Source organism: uncultured Thalassospira sp., from assembly GCF_963976115.1.
Taxonomy (GTDB): domain Bacteria; phylum Pseudomonadota; class Alphaproteobacteria; order Rhodospirillales; family Thalassospiraceae; genus Thalassospira.
Window position 1 is genome coordinate 1 of sequence record NZ_CAXBJJ010000003.1, and the last position, 24,249, is coordinate 24,249.

General features: G+C 53.7%; 21 protein-coding genes. 13 read left to right on the plus strand and 8 right to left on the minus strand.

All coding sequences use genetic code 11. From position 1 onward, the window contains the following. The first annotated feature begins 571 nt into the window (after nt 1-571). From AAC086_RS03840 to AAC086_RS03875, 8 genes are all read left to right on the plus strand, one after another. Entirely contained in the window at nt 572-1,585 is a 1,014-nt protein-coding gene (locus tag AAC086_RS03840) for an NAD(+)/NADH kinase (RefSeq protein ID WP_339775516.1), read from the plus strand. Nucleotides 1,586-1,610: 25 nt separating this feature from the next. After that, on the plus strand, nt 1,611-2,588 hold the full coding sequence (locus AAC086_RS03845; RefSeq protein ID WP_339775518.1) for a thiamine pyrophosphate-dependent dehydrogenase E1 component subunit alpha: 978 nt from the start codon (nt 1,611-1,613) through the stop codon (nt 2,586-2,588). A 72-nt stretch (nt 2,589-2,660) separates the two neighbouring features. Beyond that, a complete protein-coding gene (locus AAC086_RS03850) occupies nt 2,661-3,668 on the plus strand; it encodes an alpha-ketoacid dehydrogenase subunit beta (protein ID WP_339775521.1) in 1,008 nt (335 codons plus the stop codon). 2 nt (nt 3,669-3,670) lie between these two features. Further along, a complete protein-coding gene (locus tag AAC086_RS03855; RefSeq protein WP_339775524.1) occupies nt 3,671-4,783 on the plus strand; it encodes an acetoin dehydrogenase dihydrolipoyllysine-residue acetyltransferase subunit in 1,113 nt (370 codons plus the stop codon). Between the two features lie 98 nt (nt 4,784-4,881). Continuing rightward, nucleotides 4,882-5,670: a glucose 1-dehydrogenase gene (locus tag AAC086_RS03860; RefSeq protein ID WP_339775527.1), complete on the plus strand. Its 789-nt coding sequence runs from the start codon at nt 4,882-4,884 to the stop codon at nt 5,668-5,670. Then, nucleotides 5,670-6,038, plus strand: coding sequence for a carboxymuconolactone decarboxylase family protein (locus tag AAC086_RS03865; protein ID WP_339775530.1), 369 nt, complete (start codon nt 5,670-5,672; stop codon nt 6,036-6,038). Before AAC086_RS03860 ends, AAC086_RS03865 begins: the two co-directional genes overlap by 1 nt. After that, nucleotides 6,035-7,108 carry a 2,3-butanediol dehydrogenase gene (locus AAC086_RS03870; protein WP_339775533.1) on the plus strand — a complete coding sequence of 358 codons (1,074 nt, stop codon included), beginning with the start codon at nt 6,035-6,037 and terminating at the stop codon, nt 7,106-7,108. Before AAC086_RS03865 ends, AAC086_RS03870 begins: the two co-directional genes overlap by 4 nt. 99 nt (nt 7,109-7,207) lie before the next feature. Next, nucleotides 7,208-9,208 (plus strand): sigma-54-dependent Fis family transcriptional regulator, encoded by a 2,001-nt coding sequence (locus AAC086_RS03875; protein WP_339775535.1) that lies wholly within the window; start codon nt 7,208-7,210, stop codon nt 9,206-9,208. Nucleotides 9,209-9,371: 163 nt separating this feature from the next. Here AAC086_RS03875 and AAC086_RS03880 read toward each other — a convergent pair whose 3' ends face one another. The 7 genes from AAC086_RS03880 to AAC086_RS03910 are packed head-to-tail and all read right to left on the minus strand — an operon-like array spanning nt 9,372 to nt 17,794. Continuing rightward, nucleotides 9,372-10,769 (minus strand): M20 family metallopeptidase, encoded by a 1,398-nt coding sequence (locus AAC086_RS03880; protein ID WP_339775537.1) that lies wholly within the window; start codon nt 10,767-10,769, stop codon nt 9,372-9,374. Between the two features lie 17 nt (nt 10,770-10,786). Continuing rightward, nucleotides 10,787-12,358, minus strand: coding sequence for a gamma-glutamyltransferase (locus AAC086_RS03885; protein ID WP_339775539.1), 1,572 nt, complete (start codon nt 12,356-12,358; stop codon nt 10,787-10,789). A gap of 51 nt (nt 12,359-12,409) precedes the next feature. Beyond that, nucleotides 12,410-13,381 (minus strand): oligopeptide/dipeptide ABC transporter ATP-binding protein, encoded by a 972-nt coding sequence (locus AAC086_RS03890; protein WP_339775541.1) that lies wholly within the window; start codon nt 13,379-13,381, stop codon nt 12,410-12,412. Next, nucleotides 13,378-14,406, minus strand: a complete 1,029-nt coding sequence (locus AAC086_RS03895; RefSeq protein ID WP_339775544.1) for an ABC transporter ATP-binding protein — start codon at nt 14,404-14,406, stop codon at nt 13,378-13,380. The genes AAC086_RS03890 and AAC086_RS03895 overlap by 4 nt, the downstream gene beginning before the upstream one ends. Before the next feature lie 16 nt (nt 14,407-14,422). Then, nucleotides 14,423-15,322: an ABC transporter permease gene (locus tag AAC086_RS03900; RefSeq protein WP_339775546.1), complete on the minus strand. Its 900-nt coding sequence runs from the start codon at nt 15,320-15,322 to the stop codon at nt 14,423-14,425. A 1-nt stretch (nt 15,323) separates the two neighbouring features. After that, nucleotides 15,324-16,241 (minus strand): ABC transporter permease, encoded by a 918-nt coding sequence (locus AAC086_RS03905; RefSeq protein WP_339775547.1) that lies wholly within the window; start codon nt 16,239-16,241, stop codon nt 15,324-15,326. 32 nt (nt 16,242-16,273) lie between these two features. Then, nucleotides 16,274-17,794: an ABC transporter substrate-binding protein gene (locus AAC086_RS03910; protein ID WP_339775550.1), complete on the minus strand. Its 1,521-nt coding sequence runs from the start codon at nt 17,792-17,794 to the stop codon at nt 16,274-16,276. A gap of 166 nt (nt 17,795-17,960) precedes the next feature. Here AAC086_RS03910 and AAC086_RS03915 point away from each other — a divergent pair, with 166 nt between their 5' ends. Together AAC086_RS03915 and AAC086_RS03920 are read left to right on the plus strand one after the other, a co-directional pair. Next, complete coding sequence (locus tag AAC086_RS03915; RefSeq protein ID WP_339775552.1) at nt 17,961-18,743, plus strand: IclR family transcriptional regulator C-terminal domain-containing protein; 783 nt, start codon at nt 17,961-17,963, stop codon at nt 18,741-18,743. Between the two features lie 117 nt (nt 18,744-18,860). Then, nucleotides 18,861-19,640 (plus strand): IclR family transcriptional regulator, encoded by a 780-nt coding sequence (locus AAC086_RS03920; RefSeq protein ID WP_339775554.1) that lies wholly within the window; start codon nt 18,861-18,863, stop codon nt 19,638-19,640. Between the two features lie 84 nt (nt 19,641-19,724). On the opposite strand, the gene AAC086_RS03925 is transcribed toward AAC086_RS03920, so the two are convergent. Next, nucleotides 19,725-21,134 (minus strand): FAD-binding oxidoreductase, encoded by a 1,410-nt coding sequence (locus tag AAC086_RS03925; RefSeq protein WP_339775556.1) that lies wholly within the window; start codon nt 21,132-21,134, stop codon nt 19,725-19,727. A 212-nt stretch (nt 21,135-21,346) separates the two neighbouring features. Between AAC086_RS03925 and AAC086_RS03930 the strand changes: the two genes are divergently transcribed. The 3 genes from AAC086_RS03930 to AAC086_RS03940 all read left to right on the plus strand — a co-directional run bounded on the left by AAC086_RS03930 (nt 21,347) and on the right by AAC086_RS03940 (nt 24,249). Continuing rightward, nucleotides 21,347-22,354: a TRAP transporter substrate-binding protein gene (locus AAC086_RS03930; protein ID WP_339775559.1), complete on the plus strand. Its 1,008-nt coding sequence runs from the start codon at nt 21,347-21,349 to the stop codon at nt 22,352-22,354. A gap of 132 nt (nt 22,355-22,486) precedes the next feature. Continuing rightward, nucleotides 22,487-22,969 carry a TRAP transporter small permease gene (locus AAC086_RS03935; protein ID WP_085595653.1) on the plus strand — a complete coding sequence of 161 codons (483 nt, stop codon included), beginning with the start codon at nt 22,487-22,489 and terminating at the stop codon, nt 22,967-22,969. Then, a complete protein-coding gene (locus tag AAC086_RS03940) occupies nt 22,966-24,249 on the plus strand; it encodes a TRAP transporter large permease (protein ID WP_339775562.1) in 1,284 nt (427 codons plus the stop codon). Before AAC086_RS03935 ends, AAC086_RS03940 begins: the two co-directional genes overlap by 4 nt.

Consider the following 24,249-nt stretch of genomic DNA (forward strand, 5'->3'; position numbering starts at 1 on the left):
AATACCTTTTTTAAACAAAAATGACGTTTATGACGTTTTTTTAGCAAAACAACCATAAACCGCGAACTTTGACGGGAAGTGAATGGCGGCTTTCCAGTCGAGGATCCGGGATCGCCTTATGAACAAACGGCGGCACCATACCGACAGAAACCCCTTTCGATCGACACAAAATAGTCAAGTAAGCTTGAGAGCGCTTTCAAAACGATACGGCATCAACCAGAAGACAGGCCCGCAGGAGCCACGATCAAACGAACTGAACCGAGGGGAATGAAACCGAAATAGCTTTCCGCAGTTTTATCGTAGCGAGTTGCCAAAACAACCAAACGAAAAAACGCCACCCTTGCGTGAGGCCTTATTGTGCTTTGACCATCCCGGGGCGCAGTTGCATTTTGAACGTCCTTGATGCGTGGGACCTGTTGCATTAAGGCGCTGTTGCAGCAGTCATCGCGCAACACATGTTGCATTCCATGCAACAGGGCATACAGCCAAGCTATTGAAAAATAATCATTCCTAATTGGCACAACAGTTGCAATCCATGGCGTTACCTCAGGGAGGAAAGTTTGAGGAAACCATGAAAAAAATAGGCATAATTGCCAATCCGGTCTCGGCCCGGGACATTCGCCGGGTCATATCACATGCGGGCAACCTGCCCATTAATGACCGTGCCAACATTGTGTTGCGCATGTTGGCTGCCCTTGGCGCAACAGGTGTCGAAGATGTTTTAATGATGCCCGAAAACAGTGGCATCCGGTTTCATCTGATGCGCAGCATCGAACGGGAACGAAAGATGGGCCATCACGGGTTCCCGCGCGTTTCCTATATTGACATGCCCGTCACCATGACCGCCACCGACAGTGCGCGTGCTGCCAAAATCATGGCCGAACAGGACGTGGCCGCCATCATCGTTTTAGGGGGGGATGGCACGCATCGGGTCGTTATTCAGGCCTGTGCCGATATTCCCATTGCCGGGGTATCAACCGGCACCAACAATGCCTTTCCCGATTTGCGCGAACCAACCATTACCGGCCTTGCCGTTGGCCTCGCCGCCACGGGCAAAGTTCCCGCCGAACAGGCTTATGTGCAAAACAAATGGCTGGAAATATCGGTTAATGGCGACCGGCATATTGCCCTGGTCGATATGGCGGTGGTCGATGACCGGTTTGTGGGTGCACGCGCGATTTGGAAAACGCAAAGTTTCCGCGATCTTTTTGTCACCTTTGGCCTGCCCGGTGCCATTGGCATGTCGTCTATCGCCGGGTTGATCGATCCGGTGGATCGCAACCAGCCTGAAGGGCGCCATATCGTTCTCTCGCCCGATGCCGACCGGTTTTTAAGCGCCCCTATCGCGCCTGGACTGATCGAAAAAGTCGGCATTCAGTCTATCACCCCCATGACACCAGACAGTGTTCATTCCCCCTCTATCGTTGCGGGCACCCTTGCCTTTGACGGCGAACGCGAAGTCACCTTTGATCAGGATGACGACATTTCGGTGCGCCTGGTCACCAATGCCTTTCGCACCATCGATGTGCCCGGCTGCATGCGTTTTGCAGCCCGCACAGGACTGTTTATCCAAACCAGAAACTGAAAACAAACAAAGGGAGGTTATCCTCATGTCCAGTCCATTCCCGTTACCCAAAGAACGGCTTCTGGATGCCTATCGCAAAATGAAAACGATCCGCGATTTCGAGGAACGTTTGCATGTGGATTTTGCCCGTGGCGAAATCCCCGGTTTTGTTCATCTTTATGCAGGCGAAGAAGCCACTGCCGTTGGCATCATGATGCATTTGCATGATCGTGACCGGATCGCATCGACCCATCGCGGCCATGGCCATTGCATCGCCAAAGGCGTCGATGTCAAGGCGATGATGGCCGAAATTTATGGCAAGGCCACCGGTTGTTGCGGCGGCAAAGGCGGGTCCATGCACATTGCCGATCTTAGCCTGGGCATGATGGGTGCCAATGGCATTCTCGGTGCCGGAGCACCGCTCGCTTGCGGGGCGGCACTGGCCGCGCAAAAGCTGGGTCATGACGGCATTGGCATTACCTTTTTTGGCGATGGTGCGGCCAATCAGGGCACCGTGCTGGAAAGCATGAATTTAGCCGCGATCTGGAACCTGCCAGCCATTTTTGTTGTCGAAAATAATGGCTATGCCGAGGCCACATCAGTTGATTACGCAACCGCATCTGACAGTTATGTCGACCGTGCCGCCGGGTTTGGCATGCCCGGGATGACGGTTGATGGCATTGATTTCTTTGCCGTGTTCGAGGCGGCGGGCGAAATCATCAAACGGGCCCGCGAAGGGGCTGGCCCGACTTTGTTGGAATGCAAAACCGTGCGTTTTTTCGGCCATTTCGAAGGCGACGCCCAAACCTACAAGGCGCCTGGCGAAAACGACCATAACCGCGAACATAATGATTGCCTGAAACTGTTTCGCGCCAAAGTCACCGATGCCGGTGTCATCACTGCCGCCGAACTCGACGCCATTGATGACGAGGTTGGCCAGCTGATTGATGAAGCCGTCGGACTGGCCATTGCCGCCCCCCAACCGGGAGCCGCCAAATTAACCGCCGACGTCTATGTGAACTGAGCCAAGGCCCCAACCGGCCCGAGGAAACGGCCCTGAAACGGCCAGCGAAAACAGAAAAAACAGGAGTGCAAAATGGCACGCATTATTAGCATGAAAGACGCGGTAAACGAAGCCCTGGACCAGGAAATGAGCCGTGACCCCACGGTAATCATGATGGGCGAGGACATCGTTGGCGGATCGGGCGCACCGGGCGAAGACGACGCCTGGGGCGGCGTTCTGGGGGTCTCAAAGGGGCTGTATCACAAACACCCCAATCAAATGTTAGATACCCCCCTGTCAGAAAGCGCCTATGTCGGGGCGGCCATCGGGGCGGCCACGGCGGGCCTGCGTCCGGTCGCCGAATTGATGTTTGTCGATTTTATCGGCGTCTGCCTGGATCAGGTTTTTAATCAGGCGGCAAAATTCCGTTATATGTTTGGTGGCAAGGCACAAACGCCGGTCGTGATCCGCGCCATGTGCGGGGCGGGTTTTCGCGCGGCCGCCCAGCATAGCCAAATGCTGACCCCGCTTTTCACCCATATTCCGGGCTTAAAGGTTGTTTGCCCGTCAAACGCCTATGACACCAAAGGTCTGCTTATTCAGGCCATCCGCGATAACGACCCGGTGATTTTTCTCGAACATAAAAACCTTTATGCCAGCACCTGTGACGTACCCGAAGAGCCCTATACCATCCCCTTTGGCGAGGCCAACATTGTGCGCGAAGGCGGCGATGTCACCATTGTTACCTATGGTCAGATGGTTCAGCGTGCCGAACAGGCCGCCGACATGCTGAAAAAAGACGGCATCGAAGCCGAAATCATCGATCTTAGAACGCTGTCCCCCATCGACATGGATACCGTGCTGGAAAGTGTTGAAATGACCGGGCGACTGGTTTGTGTCGATGAAGCCCATCCGCGCTGCTCGATTGCGGCAGATGTTGCGGCGAATGTCGCCCAGGACGGGTTTAATGACCTGAAGGCACCGATTCAGATGGTCACCGCCCCCCATTCACCCGTGCCATTTTCCCCATCGCTGGAGGATATTTACATCCCCTCGGCCCAAAGCATTGCCGATGCCGCCAGAAAAACCATGGAGGGTTAAGCATGACCGATATTACCCCGATCCTGATGCCCAAATGGGGCCTTTCCATGCAGGAAGGCAAACTGACCGACTGGCACATCAAGGAAGGTGACGAGGTTACACCCGGTGATGAAATCATGGATGTCGAAACCGACAAAATCACCAATGTGGTTGAAGCCGCCGATGGCGGAACCGTACGCCGGATTGTCGGAGTGGCGGGCGAAATCTATCCGGTTCGGGCGTTATTGGCCGTCATGGCGCCGTCTTCGGTGAGTGATGGCGATATTGACACCTATGTCAGTGCCTATGAAATGCCTGCCAATGATCAGGAAGACGAAGATACCGGCCCGGCCTATCATTTTGCCGATTTGCCTGTGGGCAAAATTCGCTATACCGAACAGGCAGGCCCGGAAGGGGATCAAACACCGATTATTTTGATCCACGGTTTTGGCGGAGATCTGGATAACTGGCTGTTTAATATTGATGCCCTGGCCGAACATGGCCCGGTTTATGCCCTTGATTTGCCAGGGCACGGCCAATCGGTAAAATCGGTTGACCCTGCTGATCCAACGATCTTCACCAAAACCTTGCTGGATTTCATGGATCATTGCCAGATCACGCGCGCCCATCTGGTGGGGCATTCCATGGGCGGGCTGGTTGCTGGTTCAACCGCCCTTGATCACCCCGACCGTGTCGTCTCGCTTGCCTTGATATGCAGTGCCGGTTTAGGCGACGACATTAACGCGGATTACATTGACGGCTTTGTCAACGCCACCGGACGCAAGGACTTAAAACCGGTTTTAACCCACCTGTTTTATAACCAAAGCCTGGTATCGCGCGCCATGGTGCAGGATTTGCTAAAATACAAACGCCTTGATGGTGTTCAGGACTTCCTGACGCAATTATCGGCGACTGCGTTCAAGGATGGCGCACAAACCAGCATCATCGCCGATACCCTGGGTAGCCTGGATATTCCGATCACGGTGATCTGGGGCGAGAATGACAATATCATTCCCGCCAGCCATGCCAAAAACCTGCCTGGGGTAACACCCCATGTGATTGGCAGTGCCGGTCATATGGTGCAGATGGAACATGCGGGCGAGGTCAATAAAATACTTAGCAGCGTTATCGGCTAGTTCTGCGCTGCACAGCCCCCAAAACAAACAAAAGGCAGGTCGTCCCGCTCTGGCGACGACCTGCCCAATCAAAACCAAACATTCCGGGAAGAAACACCATGTCCAATTCAGTACAAGAACGGTCTATCATTGTCACCGGTGCGGGCCAGGGGATCGGCCAATCCATTGCCCAAGGTCTTGCCAAGGCCGGGGCCCACGTCATCGTCGCCGACATCAACGCCGAAACAGCCCACAAAACCGCCGAAGAAATCTCTGGTGCCGGTGGTAAGGCCATTGGTATGGCTGTGGATGTGACCAAACGCCAAAGTGTGGTCGAACTGATTGCCAAAACCGTTGAACAGAATGGCAAGCTTGATGCGATATTTAACAATGCCGGTATTGCCCAGGTAAAATCATTTAACGACATCACCGAAGATGACTGGCATCGGGTAATGGATGTGAATGCCATGGGGGTGTTGATTGGCACCCAGGAAGCCGCCAGGCAGTTCATCGCCCAGGGAACCGGTGGTAAAATCATCAATACCGCCTCGATTGCCGGTAAACAGGGATATGAGCCCCTGGCCCATTATTCGGCGAGCAAATTTGCCGTGGTTGCCTTGACCCAGGCCGCCGCACGGGCCTTTGGCAAACATAAAATCAATGTCAATGCCATCTGCCCCGGTGTGGTCGCCACCGATATGTGGAAACTGATCGACAAAGGTTTTGTCGATGAAGGATTAACCGAGCGCGACAACGAAGCCTTTGAAGGTTTTTCTGCCGACATTCTGATGGGGCGGCCTTCACGTCCCGATGACATGGTTGGGGTGTCTATTTTTCTGGCCTCGTCGGGGTCGGACTATATGACCGGCCAAAGCCTGATGGTGGATGGCGGCATGGTGCTGATCTGATGACACAGGACCTGACCCGAAACGATGTTTTGAAAAAACTCGACACCATCAATACCCGCACCATGGCCCTTTATGCCACCGAAAAACCAACAATGACCGCCTTTCGCGGGGTTATGCAGGGTGCCACACGCAAGGGCGAGCTGTCCCCGGCGGTTAAGGAACTGATGGCCGTTGCCATTGCCGTGGCAAAAGGGTGCGAAGACTGCATTCTGTTTCATATCAACGAAGCAACAAAACACGGGGCAACCCGACAGCAACTGGTCGAAAGCCTGAGCGTTAGCATTGAAATGGCGGGTGGGCCCGGCACAGTCTATGCCGCCAAGACATTAGCCCTGTTTGACGCCTTACAAAACGGAGAAACGGCATGAAAGCACTACGTTTTCACGCAGCCAAAGATCTGCGAATTGAAAATATCGACCAACCGCCAGCGCCCGGCCCGGGCCAGGTTGTGATCCGCAACCGTTATGTGGGGATTTGCGGTACCGATTTGCATGAATATGCCAGCGGGCCGATTTTTATTCCCACCAGCACCCATCCTTATACCGGGGCAACATCGCCACAAATTCTGGGCCATGAGTTTGGCGGCGAAGTAATCGCCATAGGCGAAGGTGTGACCAAGGTTGCCATTGGTGATCGTGTCTCGGTGCAACCTTTGATCATGCCCCGCAATGACGAATATTTCGCAGATCGCGGCTTGTTTAACCTTTCGGGAAGTCTGGCGCTGGTCGGCCTTAGCTGGATTTCGGGCGGCATGTCGGAAATGGCATTGCTCAATGATTATAACGTCGAAAAAATCCCCGCCAGCATGACCGACGAGGAAGCCGCCCTTGTCGAACCAACCGCGGTTTGCGTTTATGCTTGCGACCGGGCGGGCATTACCGCAGGTAACAGCGTTCTGGTCACAGGCGCTGGCCCCATCGGCATGCTGGCTTTGCTGTGTGCGCGGGCCTTTGGGGCGACCAGGCTGTTTGTGTCTGACATCAATGAAACCCGCCTGAAACTGGCGCGCGAGATTGTACCCGGTGTGATCACCATCAACCCGAAAAACGACGATGTTGGCGAAGTTGTACGGGCACATACCCAGGACGGCGTTGGTTGTGATATTGCCCTGGAATGTGTGGGCAACGAACATGCCCTGCAATCCTGCCTGGATGCGATACGCAAACAGGGGGTCATTGTTCAGACCGGGTTACATCCCGGCAAGGGCAGCATTGATTTCTTTCAACTGACCTTCAAGGATGCCGAAATTCGAGGTTCGTGGTGTTACCCGACCCATAGCTGGCCGCGCACCATTGACCTGATTTCATCGGGTGCAATTCCGGCCTCTCGCGTGGTGACCAAAAAAATTACGCTGGACCGGGCAGTCGTCGACGGATTTGACGCCCTGCTCGACCCCGCCGGGTCCGAGCTTAAGATACTGATTGATCTGGCTTCCTGATCCTTCCTGCCACACCGTCGCGGTATCGACACACAAGACCTTTGCTATGGGACGGTCAAAGATGATAATTTGACCGTCCCATATTATTGGGAGGAAACGATGGGAAGGCTAAATAATAATCAGCCCCATACCCTCGAAATCATGCGCGTAGCAGAAGGGCAAAAAAGCTCACAACGCGACGAGGATGTGCAGGCTTCCTGGCGGCGCTGTTTGAACGAACACCAGTTGGATCCAACCCGGTACGAAGCCGTACGCATTGTAACCCAACAGGAATTGCGCCATCATCGCCAGGAATCCGAGGAATTACTCTGCATGGCACGGCACGGGATGGAGGATCTCTATCGCCGGGTTAACGCCATGGGATATATATTGCTGCTCACCAATGCGCAGGGTTTGGCGATTGATACCATTGGCGATGCTGATCTCGACCGTGAATTGCGCCATGCCGGGCTGATCGCCGGTTCGGAATGGCATGAACGCCATGTGGGCACCAATGGTGTCGGGGCTTGCCTGATGACGGGCCGTGAAATTATTGTTCACCGTACCGATCATTTTGACATGGCGCTAACCCCGCTTTCCTGTACCGCAGTTCCCATTCATGACACACAGGGAACGCTGATCGGGGTGCTGGACCTGTCACATCTTCAGGCCCCGCAAGATAAAATGAGCCAGGCACTGACCCTTGAAGTCATGAAATCCTGTGTTCGGCGAATTGAAATGGCCAATCTGGTTCGAACCCACCGGCAAGACTGGATTTTGCGGCTTCATCCTTCGGCCGAGTTTTTAGATGTCGACCCGATGGCGGCCATCGCCATTGGCACCGACGGGTGCATTCGCGGCATGACCCATAATGCGCACAAACTTTTGCTGCGATCCCTGCCCGACCATTCTGATAGCGCCATAAATCATAACACCGTCGCCGATCATTTAGTGGGTCGTACCTTTTCCGACCTTTTTGCCTTTGATCCCGAAGATCTGCCAAAACTGTCGCGATCACGCGGCAACGACGACGGTATGATCGAACTCCAAAGCGGCGAAATCACCTTTGCCCGTTCGGTCCCCCCTGTCGCTGCAATAAAACAGCGGGTCATCAATTCGCTTCCGGCACCGTTGCACAATATTCACGGCGGTGATCCGGCCTTGCAAAAACTGGCCGAACGGGCCGCCAAACTGGTGGACCGGCAAATCAGCATCATTTTGCGCGGCGAAACCGGCACAGGCAAAGAATTCATTGCCCGTGCCATGCACATGGCCAGCCGACGGCGCGGCCCGTTTATTGCCATTAATTGCGCCGCCCTGCCCGAAAGCCTGATTGAAAGCGAACTGTTTGGTCATACCGCCAATGCCTTTACCGGGGCCAATGGCAAGGGTAAAAAGGGCCTGATCCGCGAATCACACGGCGGCACGCTGTTTCTTGATGAAATTGGCGATATGCCCTTGGCAATGCAGGCACGGCTATTGCGCGTTTTATCCGAGCGCGAAGTTATGCCGGTGGGCGGCAACCGGGCCGAACCGGTTGATATTCGCGTTATTTCTGCCTCTCATCGCGATCTGCCCCAATTGGTCGCAAGCGGCGAATTTCGACAGGATCTTTATTACCGCCTCAATGGCCTTACCCTGGACATTCCAGCGGCACGTCACCGGGCTGATTTACAATGGTTAATCCTGCGCATTGCCGCCACAACCGATGGCACCCCAAATTTCACGCCCGATGCCATGGAAATATTGCTTGCCCATGACTGGCCGGGCAACGTGCGCGAAATTGTCAATCTATGCGCGTTATGTGCCGCCCTTTGTGAGGACACCATGGTCACACCCGATGATTTACCATCCGAAATCACAGCGGCGGCCCGATCACAACCTGTAGCGCTGTCTCTGTTTGCCGCCAATGGCAACCATCCCTCATGCCAACTGCCGCCAGCCACCGCTCAAAACGAAGCCGCAACGCTTCGCACCTTGATCATGGCCTGCGATGGCAATATCTCGGCGGCGGCCCGGCGCGCCAATGTCAATCGCAGCACCATCTATCGCCGCCTGCAACGCCTGGGGCTGGGCCATCTGATCAAACAAAACAGGTTTTCGAATGTAAACAGAATTTAAAGCGAACAGATGGCCGACGATACAATGACGGTAATGCTTTTCTTGCGGCAATCGGGCACCACGGCCCGATTGCCTTGTTTTGTCGAGGTGACGGGCCAAACCCGGCACCTTAAGAAAAGCTGAAAAAGCGCACATGCCCGGCTCTTCTTACCCGAGAGCCAGGTTAGGATTTTGGGACGTCCACCCCGTCGCCAATATCCCAGAACAGGCCCGCCATGATTTGCAAAGCCTCGCGGCTTAATCCTTTAAGGATATGTTCATTTGGGGCGTGCTGCGAACAGGCGGCATAAGAATGCGGTATCCACACGGTGGGCATGCCGAGGATATAGGCGAACGTCTCGTTGGGGAGTGAGCCGCCAAGATTGGGAAGAATGGCGGGCGATTTTCCGGTCGTGCGCACAATCGATTCCCGGGTCCATGAAACCCACGGATGATCGGGATCAAGGCGAGTGGCCTGGAAAAATCCCTTTTCGGCAGGAATGATTTCGATATCGCTAAAGCCGTGACGATCAAGGTGACGACGCAATGCAGGCAGGATGTCATCAGCGTCGGTTCCAACAACATAGCGTAACTGACAATGGGCAATCGACCACGGCGCAATGGCATTAACCGGCTTTTCAGGATTGCCACTTTTCATTGCGAGAATGGCAAAGCTGTTCCAGCCAAAAACCTTTTCAGCCAGGCTAAGGCTTTCTTCGCCCCAATCCGGGTCAATTTTTGGACCGGTTGCGTTTTCGGTAATCGCGCAATCCTCCAGTGCCTGACGCACCGGGGCCGTCAGGCTGTCGGGGCGCCATTCAGGGATCTGGATTTGCCCGCGTACATCCGTGATTGTTGCCAGCGCATGGGACAGGACCATACCGGGATCTTTTAGCAAGCCGCCCCAATTGCCCGAATGATGACCGCCCTCGCGATATTTCAGCGACAGGGCAAAATTGATGGCCCCGCGTGAGCCCATAAACATGGTCGGGCGATCCGCACTAAGACGCGGACCGTCTGATGCGATCAAAACATCGGCAGCAAACAGATCCTTGTATTGTTCAAACAGTTCTGCCAGCCCCGGCGACCCGGTTTCCTCGCCGGTTTCAATGATCACTTTACAGTTAAAGCCAAGGCAACCGCGTTCCTGAATGACCGCACGCAAGGCGGCAAAATTGATGCAATGCTGGCCTTTGTTATCGGCTGTCCCGCGGCCATAAATGCGGTCTTCTTCAACTGTAATTTTGAACGGTGCAAGACCTTCACGCCATTCACCTTCCTGCCCCAAAATCACATCGCCATGGCCATATGTCAGGATGGTTGGCAAATCATCGCCTTCATGGCGCTGGGCAAACAAAAACGGTCCGAAACCGGTTTTTGGATTTTCAATGACACGGGTGGAAAATTCCATCGCGCGGAGCATCGGAATCATTTGTTCGTCAAGATAGCGTTGCAATTGATCGGCGCGCGCCGGGTTCTGGCTTTCGCTGGGGATTTCAACAAGGGCGGTCAGTTCCCGAAGGAAGTCGCCATCGTCGAAATAACGGGTGATACGGTCAATTGCCTGTTCACGGGTGGTCATGTTTACGGGTTCCTTTGTTATGCTTTTTCCGCCACCGCATCGCCCCACGGCGACATGATTTCGGTCGCGCCGCAATTGATGTTCCCGTCTCGCTCAACCCCGGCAGGGCAGGCAAAGGCATAAGGGAACATCGAACGTCGCGTCGTTACGGTTGAATAATGCTGTTGCAGGCTGGCAAGGATGTCTTCTGGCAGGCTTTGATCGGCAATCACGGTATCGCCGCCGCTGCTGTCGATGCGTTGTTGATGCATCGCCTCTTCCAGGGTCATACCAAAATCGATCATAAAAGACGTTAATTGCAGGACGGCAGGCAGGATCTTGCGCCCGCCAGATGCCCCGATGGCAAAATGTCGGCCATTCATCTCGCCCAGTGCCGGGCAAACATTCATCAGGCAGCGTTTAGAAGGTGCGAGCGAATTGGGTTTGTTCTTTTCCGGGTCAAACCACAAAATACCGTTATTCATCAACAGCCCGCTGCCGGGCAGCACAACCTTGGAACCGAATATCGACAGCAAGGTCTGCGTCACCGCGACCATATTGCCATGCCGGTCCACAACACTGAAATGGGTGGTGCAGGTTGGCGCGCGGTCATCATTAATATCGCCCATCTCGTGCAAGCGGCGATGATAGGTTTTGCGCAGGGCATCGACATAGGCGATATAAGCCTGCGCCCCGGGGCGGTCACCACGAAAGGTCTGCTGCCCCAATATCTCCAGGCATTCCGCCAGATTTTCACCCGCTGTCAGGTATGGGGGTGCAAAGACCTTGCCCCCACGATAGTCAATTTCAAGAGGTGCTTGAATTTCGGCACGATAATCGCGTAAATCCTGTGCGCTCAGGCACCCGCCGGCATCCTGAATTTCGGCGGCCATTTGCCGGGCAAGGTCGCCCTCATAAAATTCGCGCGGTCCTTTTTCCGCCAGACGCCGCAAGGTACCCGCCATCACCGACAGATCAATGCGCTTGTCCGAAAGGGCGGTCCATCCGGCAATTGTTGGCCATTGGCCGTCTTCAAGAAAAGTTCTTGCCGCTGCCGGGTTCTTTGCCAGATCGCGTGTGCTCGCCGCAATGATCAGGGCGGCATACCAGTCAACATGCAAGCCTTCATCGGCCAATTTCACCGCCGGGTTTAGCAGATCACGCCATGCAAGTTTGCCAAATTTGTCATGCGCGGCCTCCATCCCGGCCACTGTGCCAGGCACAGCAATCGATGTTGCGCCGATCTGGTTGCGATCCTCGACAACATGCGGCCACGGGAACAAATCGCCCGCCCTTCCCTGGCCCGAAAGCGGATAATCATCGGGGTTAAGGTTTGCGGGCGCGCGCATCCCAAAATACACCGTGTAAAAACGGTCTTCATCGGCGCGATAAATCATCATCGCCCCGCCACCGGCAGGGCCGCTCATCCATGGTTCAAGAACGCCCATGGCAAAAGATGTGGCCACCGCAGCATCAACCGCGTCGCCGCCATCGGCAAGAATGGCCGCACCAGCGGTCGCACCGCGCTTGTGTTGTGCGGCCACGATCCCGCCATTGGCACTTTTGGTCGCGGGTTTACGAATGATTTGGGAATTGGAAAAACTGTCCATGATCAATGCTTGTTGTTGGGCCAAATGACAGGCGGGTAATATTCTCGCCCCCTAGCTTTCGGCATAAAGGTGGCATTCGACGCGGCGAAGTTCTTCGCGCAAACAAGGGGGGACGATTGTCGAACAAATATCCATCGCCTTGGCACAACGCGGATGAAAATGGCACCCGCTAGGCGGATCAATTGGGTTGGGATAAACCGCCCCCAAATGGGTTTCGGGAACCCCCATGAACGGGTCGGGTGTCAGCACCGATTCCAGCAAGGCCGAACTATAAGGATGGCGCGGTTCGGCAAACAGGGGGGCGGCCGCAGATTCCTCGACCACCCGGCCCAGATACATTACAGCAACCCGGGTGGCGAGATGTTCGATCACGGCCAGATTATGACTGATAAACAGATATGTCAGGCCAAGTTCATTGCGCAGATCGACCAGAAGATTAAGGATCTGCGACTGGACCGACACATCAAGGGCCGAGGTTGGTTCGTCACAAATAACGATCTCGGGCTTCATGATCAGCGCGCGGGCAATGGCCACACGTTGCCGCTGCCCCCCGGAAAGCTGATTGGGGAAACTGCGCAAAACACGTTGGGGCAAACCGACAAAATCGAGGATGTCGGTGGTTTTTTTGTCCCATTCACGGGCATTGCCAACTTTATGAACCCGCAACGGCAGGGAAATAATATCGCCTATGCTTTTGCGCGGGTTCAGCGACGAATACGGGTCCTGAAAAATTGGCTGAATACGGCGTGCCAGATAGGAACGGTCCTGTGTGCCGATATCCTGTCCATCCACCAGAACCTGACCTTCGGTCGGTTTTTCAAGGCCCAGAAGGATACGTGCCAGCGTACTTTTACCGCAGCCAGATTCCCCGACCAGGCCAAGAACTTCGCCCTTGTTCAAACGCAAATCAACTTCGTTGACTGCCCTAAGCGCCTTGCGTTTACCAAACATGCCCTGCTTGATCGTGAAGGTCTTCGAGACATTTTTCAGTTCGAGAACAGGTGTTTCATGAGAGGAGGTCATGGGCGGCCCTCGCTTTGGCTGGCGGTGTTGATCTCGCCAGACGCCGAAAATCGGGTTTGGCTGTTGTCATGCACACACCGATAAAGGTGGCCTTCGACACCAGTACGTTCGGGGATGTCATGCGCGCAGGCATCAATCGCAACATCACACCGCCCGCGAAAGGCACATCCCGGTGTTTCACCAATTAATGACGGTACAATGCCGGGGATTGACCCTAAATGTTCACCAGGTTTGGTTTTGCCCGGAACCGGAATACAACGCAACAAACCACGGGTATAGGGGTGCTGCGGTGCGGTGAAAACATCCTTTGAGTTGCCCGATTCAATCACCTCGCCCGCATACATGATGGCGACCTTGTCAGCAACGCGGGCAACCACCCCAAGATCATGGGTAATCAAAATCATCGCCATATTCATTTCGCGTTGCAAATCCACCAGCAAGCGCAGGATTTGCGCCTGAATCGTCACATCAAGGGCGGTTGTGGGTTCATCGGCAATAATCAGATCGGGTTCGGCCATAAGTGCCATCGCGATCATCACACGTTGGCGTAACCCACCCGACAATTGATGGGGATATTGCCCCAGCCGACTGGCCGCTGCGGTAATGCCAACCTTTTCCAGCAGCTCTATCGCGCGTGCTTCGGCCGCCTTGCGCCCGACCTTGCGATGAAGCAACAAGGCCTCGGTCAATTGATCGCCAATCGTATAGGCAGGGTTAAGCGAGGTCATCGGTTCCTGAAAGATCATTGAAATCCGGTCGCCGCGCAGGCGACGCATTTGCCGGTTTTTTGCCGCAGACAGATCAATACCGGAAAATTCGAGTTTCGCGGCACGTCGCTGGGCCATTTTGGGCAGAAGACCCATAATCGCCAGCGATGTTAAGGATTTTCCACTGCCTGATTCCCCGACGATACACAGGGTTTCCCCACGGGCGAGATCAAAATTCAAGCCTCGGACCGCGTGAAGGGTTCCGCCAGCCAGCGGAATATCAACCCTAAGATCGCGTACAGAGAGAATGTTATCCATTGGTTCTCTCCTTTCTTTAATTGCGGTTTTCCGGGGCCGATACATCGCGCAGGCCATCGCCCAGCAAATTAATCGCCAACACCAGAACAAACAGGGCAACACCGGGAATGGTAATCAGCCACGGCTCGAACAACAGCATCTGTTTACCTTCCGAGACCATCAACCCCCACGAAGGGGTTGGCGGTTGCACGCCAAGGCCCAGAAACGACAGGGCGGCTTCAAGCAAAATCGCATGGGCCATTTCCAGCGTCACAACCACAATCAGGCTGTTGACGATATTGGGCATGATTTCGCTAAACACGATCCGCCAGGTCGAACAGCCAATCGCGCGCGCCGCGTTAACATATTCCATCGATCGCAATTGCTGGGTTGCGGCGCGCATCACCACGGCAAACCGGTCCCATAACAAAAGCCCCAGCACCAGAATGACAACCTGAAGCGATCCGCCAAAAACAGCAACCACAGCCAAAGCCACCAGAACAACCGGCATAGCAAGCCGCACATTGATGACAAAGGTCACCACTGTATCGACCTTGCCGCCAAAATAACCTGCGGCCACCCCCATCGCGGTGCCGATCAGGCCCGAAATCACCGCCGCAATCCCGCCAATCATCAGCGAAATACGCGCCCCATAAATCAGACGCGACATATAATCGCGGCCAAGATGATCCGTACCCAACGGATGATCCCACGTCCCCTTGTCGAACCAGACGGGGGGCTGCATACGTGTCAGAAGGTTTTGAGTATAAGGATCATGCGGGGCAAGTACGGGTGCCAGCACCGCAATAATGCAAATTGCCGCCAGAACCAAACCACCGAACATAAGGCCGCGATGACCAAAGATGCGGCCGCGCAAAACTTGCCCGGGTGTCGGGCCGCTCAGCGCGACTTCGACGGTTTCAATTGTTTTTGCCATGTCAGCCCACCCTCATACGCGGGTCAAGCCACGCATTTAGCAAATCGGAAAGAAAGGTAAAAACGATATAGAACAACGCGAAAATCAGGATCAACGCCTGCACCGTCGGCAGGTCGTTACGCCCAATCGATTCCCACGCCAGATACCCCGCGCCGTGCAAGGCAAAGATCGATTCAACCACGATAGACCCGCCCAACATGAACCCCATTTGCACCGCCGACAGACTGACAACCGGAATGATCGCATTGCGCAGCGCATGTTTGAACATGACCCGCATTTCGCTGGCACCCTTGGCGCGCGCCGTTCGAACATAATCCGCGCTCAGAACATCCAGCATACCGGCCCGTGTCAGGCGCATAATGGCAGGCATCGCGTAATAGCCCAGCACCACGGTTGGCATAACGAAATTTTGCCAGCCATCTGTGCCCGAAGGTGGCAGCAGCCGAAACTTGATACTAAAAATGACAACCAGAACCAGGCCAAACCAGAAACTGGGCATGGCCTGCCCCATGACCGAAATGAACAGGGCCACCCGGTCAATTATGCTGTTGGGACGGACGGCGGCGGCAACCCCTAAAGGCACAGCCGTCAGGATGGCAAAGGAAATGCCACAAATGCCAAGCGTCATCGTAATCGATAACCGATCGCCAATCAGTTGGGCAACAGGCAGTTGAAAGTAATAACTTTCACCAAAATCACCCCGCACCGCACTAAAAAGCCAGTCGGCATATTGCACGATCAATGGCCGGTCGAACCCGTAAAAGGCGCGAATGGCCGCAATGTCTGCATCGGTGGCGGACTCCCCGGCAATTGCCGACGCCGGGTCGCCCGAAAGATGCAACAATGTAAAACTTAGCATCGAGACGGCAAGGGCAACCAATATGGCCAGCCCCAGCCTTTTAAGTGTGTAAATCAACACCGTCCGTACCCCGTTTTCTGGTTACTGGAGATTTATTTCCAGCTCATCTGGAAGAACCGCGGAATAGCGTCCGTTGTCGGTGTGTAATCCAGATCCTTGGTAAAGACGTAGTTGGCATTGTACGAGAACAACGGCACCCAATAAGCCTGATCAGCAATCTTTTTGAAGGCCTTGGCGTAGTATTCCTTACGTTTTTCAGGATCGACCGAGCTGTCGGCAACATCAAGCCACTTCTTGATTTCCTCGTCATGGGCCGTGTCGAGCGAACCCAGTTTGAAGAACTGGCTGACAATTGCCGAGGCGTCGTTGATCGAATAAGAGCCCCATGTCTGGAAAGACATTGGCGTTCCCTGCTTCATGCGCAATTCACGCAAAGCGGAATATTGCAGAAGTTTAAAGTTGGTTTTGATCCCGACAGCATTGAGATAGTTTGCAAGGGCTTCGGCATATTGGCGATCACGATAGGCATAAAAATCAATGGTAAAGCCATCGGGATATCCGGCTTCTGCCAGAAGTTCTTTGGCTTTTTCAGGATTATAGTCGTATTTGGTCACATCCTGGGTGCAGCCGAACTGGGTCGGGAAGCAAGCAGCATCGACAACCCTGGATTTACCCTTGAGCAACCCGTCGACAATGGCTTGACGGTCAATGGCATGAGCCACCGCACGCCGCACCTGAACATCGGTCATCGGGTTTTTCTCGCCGGTGCGACCAGCGGCATCCATGTCGATATAGCCAATCCGCATCGTGCTTTCATTGGCAACGGTGAACTGGTCCATTTCCTTTAGCTTTTCGGCCTGATCAGCCGGAACCTGCCAGATCCAGTCAAGCCCGCCGCTAAACAGCTCTGCGACTTCGGTATTGATGTCGGGAATTGTGCGAATATCAAGATGGCCAATCTTTGCCTGCCCCTTTGGGCTGTCCTTGAAATAACCATCGAATTTTTCAAGCACGAAATGCTTGCCCGGATCGACCGAGACGACTTTGTAAGGCCCGGTACCGACCGGATGCTGGCCCATGCCACTCGGCCCGACCTTGGCATAATATTCATGCGGGTAGATTGGAACCGGCCCGGAAAGATATTCATATGCGGCCGGGAAAGGTGCCTTTAAATGAAGGCGCACCTTGTAATCACCCAGCTTTTCGGCACTTTTCATCCAGTCGACATTCCGCTGGGTCTTAACACCATGCGATGGGTCCGCAACCCAGTTTACAGTGTAAACCACGTCGTCAGCGGTGAAGTCCGCCCCATTGTGGAATTTCACACCCTTGCGCAAATCCAGGTCAAGGGTCACGTCATCGACCCATTTCCAATCAGTGGCAAGATTGCCCTTGTATTCGCCGGTTTCGGGATCACGGTATAACAAGCTGTCCCAGACGGTACGCTGCATAATCACCCCTTCACGGGCTGAGTTAAAGTAGCCGTCTACGTTTTCGAGTTCCTTGGTGAATGCAATGTTAAGCGTGTCGTCTGATTTACCGGCATGTGCAGAACCTGCGACAGCCAGCATTGTCAGGGCGAACAGACTCGCCCCTTTAAGAACCGTCTTCATGATGCCTCCTTGACATATATATTTTTTGGTAACGACGTTGTTCGCCGAAACATTTTGTATTATATTGTAATACAGATTACTGTATACCGATCAACGATAAGAAGCCTGGCTTGATGTGTCAAGCATCCTGATCGGTTTACTTGGAAAGCATGGGGGAAGGTTCAACTTGAAAGATCGCGAAAAACCGCGGCAAGACACACTTTATGTCGCGTCTCTGGAAAAGGGTTTGCGCATTCTTGAGGTCTTTTCGGAAGACAAGCTGGAGCTGGGCCTTTCCGAAATTGCGCGCGAAACGGGGTTGGATAAAAGTGCTGCACAGCGCTTTGTGAATACGCTGCATCAATTGGGTTATCTCAACAAAAATGCCGAAACCCGGCGATATCAGCCATCGTTGAAATATCTCGATATGGCCTATGCCTATTTATGGTCTGACAACCTTGTGCAGCTTGCCATGCCCCGCCTGATCGAACTTAGCCGTCAGATTCAGCAAACCATTAACATGGCCCGCCCGATCGAACAGGAAATTATGTATGTCGTGCGCATCCCGGGCTATCGAACAAGTTACGGTGCCTCGGTCATCGGTCGGCGGGTACCGGCCCTGACAGCATCATCGGGCCGCGTGATCCTGAGCCGCCAGGACGAAGCAACAATCCATAAATGCGTAAATGAATGGCCGCTCAAACAATACACGCCCTGGACAACAATGGATCGCGGCCAAATCCTTGAAAACATCCTGACCGCCCGCGACAAAGGTTATTGCATGAGCCTGCGCCAGGTCCTGCCCGATGAAATCAACATCGCGGCCCCGATCTGCACAATGGATGGAACCCCCGTAGCGGCCATCCATTGTTCATTGCCAATCATTCGCTGGACTTTGGAACAAGCCGAAGCCGAAATCGTTCCACATATCGTCGAAACAGCCCGATCCATCTCCCCTCCCCGGCCATAGGGAGGGGCATTTTCATCAGATATACTTTATCCTGTAAAGAAACGGCTTCCTGTGATCACTGGATGTTTGCTTCCGCTGTTGATAGAAACGTCCATTATTGATTTGGAAATTGAGCACATGGCAGAAAAAATCAAACCGTCGAAAGATGGACATGAACCACAGGCTCAGCGCAGTCAGACGCTTGTGCGCGGGTTCCAGATTATTGACGCTGTTGCCGAACGCCCCCGTAACATTCAGGAAATTGCTTCGGTCACAGGGCTGACCTATAGCACGGTGCATCGCATTGTTGCGGTGTTGCAGGAACAACGCTATCTCAAACCCGAAAAGTCGCGTGGCTTCACTTTAGGCCCGCGACTGATTGAACTTGGTTTTACAGCCTATTCGCGGGTGGACCTTGTACAGGTGGCCCGACCATGGCTGGACGAATTATCCGGTCTGACGCATGACACAGTTCATCTGGCGCGCCGCGAAGGATGGGAAGTGACCTATCTTGACAAACTACCCGGTGCACGCCCGGTTGAAATCAGTTCGCGGGTCGGCGGCCGCAAACCGATTATTTCAACCGGTGTAGGAAAAGCACTGTTATTTGATGAACCGGAACTGGTTTTAAAACAGCTCTATGAGCAAGATGGCCATCTGTTACCAGACGGTATGTCGCAAAAGGACTGGCTGGCCATGATGGCCTCCTACCGGGCGGGGGGGTATAGCTATGATCTGGGTGAAGATGCCCCCTCCATTCGCTGCGTCGCGGCCCCTTTGCGCGATGCAACCGGCAAAATCATTGCCGCAGTGTCGGTTTCATCGACCATGGAATATATGTCTCCGGCGCGTATGACGGATCTGATCCCGCTGGTCCAGCGGATCGCCAAATCGATTTCGCACGAGCTTGGTGCATAAGCAACACCCATTTGCACTTTCCCCCAAAAGCCGCCACCATAGCGCGGCGGCTTTTTAGAACAAACACGTCAAAAGAGCTCGTCCTTATGAAAGAACCTTCCCCGGGTTTAGAATTCCCTTCGGGTCAAAACTCTGTTTGAGAAGGCGCAGGGTTGCAAGCTCGGTTTCCGAACGGCTATAGGAAAGCCAGGGTTTTTTATGCAAACCAATGCCATGTTCCGCCGAGACCGACCCGCCGTAGCGACGAATAATCTCGTAGACCGTTCTTTCAATATTCTCGCCCGTCGGATCACATGGGTCACATTTCGCAATGGAGCCTGCCACCAGATGAATATTGCTATCCCCCGCATGACCAAAAAAGATCACCGGTAATTCGGGGAAAGTCTGTGCCAAAGCCGCACGAATTTCATTAACACATTCACCGATGCGCGACAGTGGCACTGAAACATCAAAGCTGATCGCCGGGGCGCGCCGTGACAGAATTTCAGAGACGCCATCACGTAGCGACCAGAAGGTTTCAATTTCACGGTGAGACTGGGCAATTGCCGCATCGGAAATAATACCTTCTTCAAATGCTGTTTCCAACATCGCTTCAAACACAGATTTTTCACCGTCCGGGTCAGCGCCCTGCATATCGATCAGTGCATAAAGCGGATAATCTGTAGCCAAGGGCGGTTTCTGGCCGGTTTCATCAATAACGGCCAGATAATAATCATTCCACATAAGTTCAAACGCGGTCAGGCGGCTCGATAACATGCGTTGGGCATGGTTGATCAAGCCAATGGCGGCGTCGAAATCCGGCAGCGCAACCAGTGCCGTATTAGCACCACATATACCGGGATGCAGCCTGATTACAGCGCGCGTGATAACACCCAGCGTTCCTTCCGATCCAATGAACAAATGCTTGAGATCAAGGGCAGCGTTATTTTTCGGCATCCGGTTCATCATTGGCAAAATCGTGCCATCTGCAAGCACGACTTCCAGCCCCAGAACAAGATCGCGCGTCATACCGTAACGGATGACACGGTTACCCCCTGCATTGGTCGAGATATTCCCCCCAATCTGGCAGGAGCCCCGCGCACCAAGATCAAGGGCGAAGTAAAACCCCGCATTCTGTGCCGCATCCTGAATACGCTGCAAGATACACCCAGCCCCTACGACCATCAGGCTCGAAGATGGGTCGATTTCCTCGATCTGATCCATTCGGGCCAAAGACAGCAACACCGCACCTTCCGACGGAACGGCCCCGCCCGCCAGGCCCGAAAGTCCGCCTTGCGGCACAACAGGAATGTTGTGCCGATGGCATAATCGCAGCACGGCAGATACAGCACCGGTGTCGCGCGGTGTGACCAGCGCGCAAGGTCTTCCGCCGCGCTCGGTACTCCAGTCATGCAGGGCGGACTCGGGGATGTCGTCGGCATGTCTAACACTGGTGCTTCCGACGATTTCCAAAAGTGCGGCATAGAAATCGTCTGGCAAAAATTCGGCTTGCATTGGTATCTCCGGGACGTGGACGGACCATATTTATTGATTAATTTATCACATAGTGAAAATAGATTTTAAAATTTGACAAGTAAACGCATTTTTACTAAGTCAATTAGCTCTGGAAAAGACAGAAGCCCCGAGCTTTGCTCGGAACTCAAAAAAGCAATTCGGGAAACACAAGGACGCCAAACCAGGTGCCTTGGTAAAAAGGGAGGACGACGATGTCGTTCAAGAAAACGGCGCAGATTATCCGCGCGACTACTGTTTCAGTTATGATATCAGGTGCATTTTTCGCAAGCCACGCACAAGCGGAACCGGAAATTCTGTTCCGGGCAGCCCATTCTTCTGCCCCGACATCGACCGGACACAAGGCATTTGAATTTCTTGATAAAGAACTGCGCGAAAAAACCAATGGTCGAATTGGATTGGAAATTTACCCCAATTCGCAACTTGGTGGTGAACGCGAAGCGATCGAGAATGTACAGTTGGGCAACATCGACCTGACCTTCGCATCATCAGCACCGGTCGCTTCTTTCGCCCCGGAATTCTTTGCTTTTGACATTCCCTTCCTGTTTAGCAATCGCCAACAGGCTTACGCAGTGCTGGACGGCGAAATCGGCACCGACATCATGAATTCGCTCAAAGACAAGGGCATTGTCGGCCTGGCATATTGGGAAAACGGTTTCCGCCAGTTGACCAACTCGAAAAAGGAAATCCGTACTCCGGATGACCTGGCGGGCATGAAAATGCGCACCATGGAAAACGAGGTCAATATTGCGACCTGGCGTGATGAAGGTGCGAACCCGGCACCGCTGGCATTTAACGAACTGTTCACGGCCCTGCAGCAGGGAATCTTCGATGCACAGGAAGGGCCGATCAACCTTTTCTATGACATGAAATTCAACGAAGTTCAGAGTTTCATTACCAAAACCAATCACATTTATTCACCGTGGCCGCTTCTGGCAAGCCCGGACAAGCTGGCAACATTAAGTGCCGAAGACCGTGCAATTTTTGATGCAGCCGTCAAAGACGCAACTGCCTACCAGCGCAAACTGGCACAGGAAGCGGACGACAAAGCCGAAGCGGCGATGACAAACGTAAAGTTCACCACCCTGACGCCCGAAGAACTGTCTTTGTTCGTCAAAAAAGCGGCTCCGATTGCTGATCTCGTCAAAGAAAAAGCCGGTGCTGATCTCGTCGATCGCCTGCTTGCCGCGACCAAAAAATAATCCCCTGACAAAAGCGGGGCGTCGTTGTACGGCGCCCTGCCCTTTTTCCAGTCCCTGTTCCAAAACCGCCAGATGGCGGATTGATCCACAGCAGTCACCCTGATCATTGATCGGCTGGCAAGGGAGGGATTTATGCTTAAACTTGTTGATGAGCATTTTGAAGAGGCCTTCACCGTAGCCCTGATGGCCATGATGACATTCCTCATCGGTATCCAGATTTTCATGCGCTATGTGATGGGGGCGTCTTTGTCCTGGTCGGAAGAACTGGCCCGGTATTTGTTTATCTGGATGACTTATACCGGTGTCGCTTACGCCATTCGTAAAAACGCGCACATTCGTGTGACCATGTTTGCCGATCTGTTACCTGCACAAGGGCAGATTTATTTACGCATCCTCACACATGCCATTTTTGCCGCTTTTGTCTGTTACGCGATGTATCAAGGCTGGTTCCTGATCGAGAAAACCTTTCGTTTTGGTCAGAAATCCGCATCGCTTGGTATGCCAATGGCGTTTGTCTATCTTGCACCGTTTACCGGTTTTGTCATGGTGCTGGTGCGCCTGGCGCAATCCATCTTCTGCGCGGTACGCAACGGTACTGAAAGAGAGATGCAATGATCTCTCTCATTTTGTTCGGCCTGCTGGCTGTTCTTCTTTTTATCTCGGTTCCGATTGCAGTATCGCTTGGTGTTGCCTCAACTGTTGCACTGATTGTATCTGGCAAGGTTTCCGGCAGCTATGTGCCGCAGGTGCTGGTTACATCAATTGACAGTTTTCCATTGATGGCGGTCCCGTTCTTTATTCTTGCTGGCGATCTGATGGGACAAGGCGGATTGTCCCAGCGCCTGATCAATGTCGCACGCCTTTTATTTGGCCGCTATACCGGCGGCATGGCCATTATTGCGGTTGTAACGTGCATTTTCTTTGCCGCCATTTCCGGGTCTGGCCCGGCAACGGTGGCGGCTGTTGGCACCATTCTGCTGCCCGCAATGGCAAGAGACGGGTATAAAAAGGGCTTTTCAGCCGGGCTTATCGCATCTTCCGGGTCACTTGGTGTTATCATTCCCCCCTCTATTCCAATGGTCATTTATGCGACATCGGCCAACGTGTCGGTCTCAAAGCTGTTTATGGGGGGCGTGCTTCCCGGGTTGCTGATTGGCCTCACACTGATCGCCTATGCGTGGTGGAAATCGCGCGCCGATGGACAAACCCCAAGCGATTATCGTCCTTCCCGCAAGGAGATATTGGCAACCATCAATGATGCCAAATGGGCATTGATGGTACCTGTGATCATTCTGGGCGGTATCTATGGCGGCATTTTCACCCCGACCGAGGCCGCGGCTGTCGGTGTCATCTATGGGCTATTTGTCGGGGCCTTTGTTTACCGGGAACTCAGCTTTAAAAAACTGTACCGAATTTTCGCCGGATCAGCCCTGACATCGGCCACCATCATGCTGATCGTTGCAACGGCCACCATTTTTGGTCGCGCACTGGCAATCGAAGGCGTGCCCGTCATGCTCGCCAACGCCATTACATCCACCGTGGATCAAACATGGATTCTGTTACTGGCGATCAACGTTGTCTTGCTGGTCGTTGGCACCTTCATGGAAACGATTGCTGCCATCATTATTCTGACGCCGATTTTATTGCCGCTGGTGACAGCGCTAGGTGTCAGTGCCGAGCATTTCGGGATCATGATGATCATTAACCTGGCCATTGGCATGGTTACACCTCCCGTCGGGGTGAACCTGTTTGTTGCAGCACGTGTCGCGGATCTGACCCTGGAAACCGTGATCAAAGGGGCAATCATACCGACACTGCTCATGATCATGGTTTTGATGATCGTAACCTACATACCGGCCCTCACGTTGGCACTGCCTGCCTTCTTTGGAATGTAA

Coding starts and splice junctions, on each gene's coding strand:
- AAC086_RS03840 (WP_339775516.1), top strand. CDS start 572: ATGAAAAAAATAGGCATAATTGCCAATCCGGTCTCGGCCCGGGACATT.
- AAC086_RS03845 (WP_339775518.1), top strand. CDS start 1,611: ATGTCCAGTCCATTCCCGTTACCCAAAGAACGGCTTCTGGATGCCTAT.
- AAC086_RS03850 (WP_339775521.1), top strand. CDS start 2,661: ATGGCACGCATTATTAGCATGAAAGACGCGGTAAACGAAGCCCTGGAC.
- AAC086_RS03855 (WP_339775524.1), top strand. CDS start 3,671: ATGACCGATATTACCCCGATCCTGATGCCCAAATGGGGCCTTTCCATG.
- AAC086_RS03860 (WP_339775527.1), top strand. CDS start 4,882: ATGTCCAATTCAGTACAAGAACGGTCTATCATTGTCACCGGTGCGGGC.
- AAC086_RS03865 (WP_339775530.1), top strand. CDS start 5,670: ATGACACAGGACCTGACCCGAAACGATGTTTTGAAAAAACTCGACACC.
- AAC086_RS03870 (WP_339775533.1), top strand. CDS start 6,035: ATGAAAGCACTACGTTTTCACGCAGCCAAAGATCTGCGAATTGAAAAT.
- AAC086_RS03875 (WP_339775535.1), top strand. CDS start 7,208: ATGGGAAGGCTAAATAATAATCAGCCCCATACCCTCGAAATCATGCGC.
- AAC086_RS03880 (WP_339775537.1), bottom strand. CDS start 10,769: ATGACCACCCGTGAACAGGCAATTGACCGTATCACCCGTTATTTCGAC.
- AAC086_RS03885 (WP_339775539.1), bottom strand. CDS start 12,358: ATGGACAGTTTTTCCAATTCCCAAATCATTCGTAAACCCGCGACCAAA.
- AAC086_RS03890 (WP_339775541.1), bottom strand. CDS start 13,381: ATGACCTCCTCTCATGAAACACCTGTTCTCGAACTGAAAAATGTCTCG.
- AAC086_RS03895 (WP_339775544.1), bottom strand. CDS start 14,406: ATGGATAACATTCTCTCTGTACGCGATCTTAGGGTTGATATTCCGCTG.
- AAC086_RS03900 (WP_339775546.1), bottom strand. CDS start 15,322: ATGGCAAAAACAATTGAAACCGTCGAAGTCGCGCTGAGCGGCCCGACA.
- AAC086_RS03910 (WP_339775550.1), bottom strand. CDS start 17,794: ATGAAGACGGTTCTTAAAGGGGCGAGTCTGTTCGCCCTGACAATGCTG.
- AAC086_RS03920 (WP_339775554.1), top strand. CDS start 18,861: ATGGCAGAAAAAATCAAACCGTCGAAAGATGGACATGAACCACAGGCT.
- AAC086_RS03925 (WP_339775556.1), bottom strand. CDS start 21,134: ATGCAAGCCGAATTTTTGCCAGACGATTTCTATGCCGCACTTTTGGAA.
- AAC086_RS03930 (WP_339775559.1), top strand. CDS start 21,347: ATGTCGTTCAAGAAAACGGCGCAGATTATCCGCGCGACTACTGTTTCA.
- AAC086_RS03935 (WP_085595653.1), top strand. CDS start 22,487: ATGCTTAAACTTGTTGATGAGCATTTTGAAGAGGCCTTCACCGTAGCC.
- AAC086_RS03940 (WP_339775562.1), top strand. CDS start 22,966: ATGATCTCTCTCATTTTGTTCGGCCTGCTGGCTGTTCTTCTTTTTATC.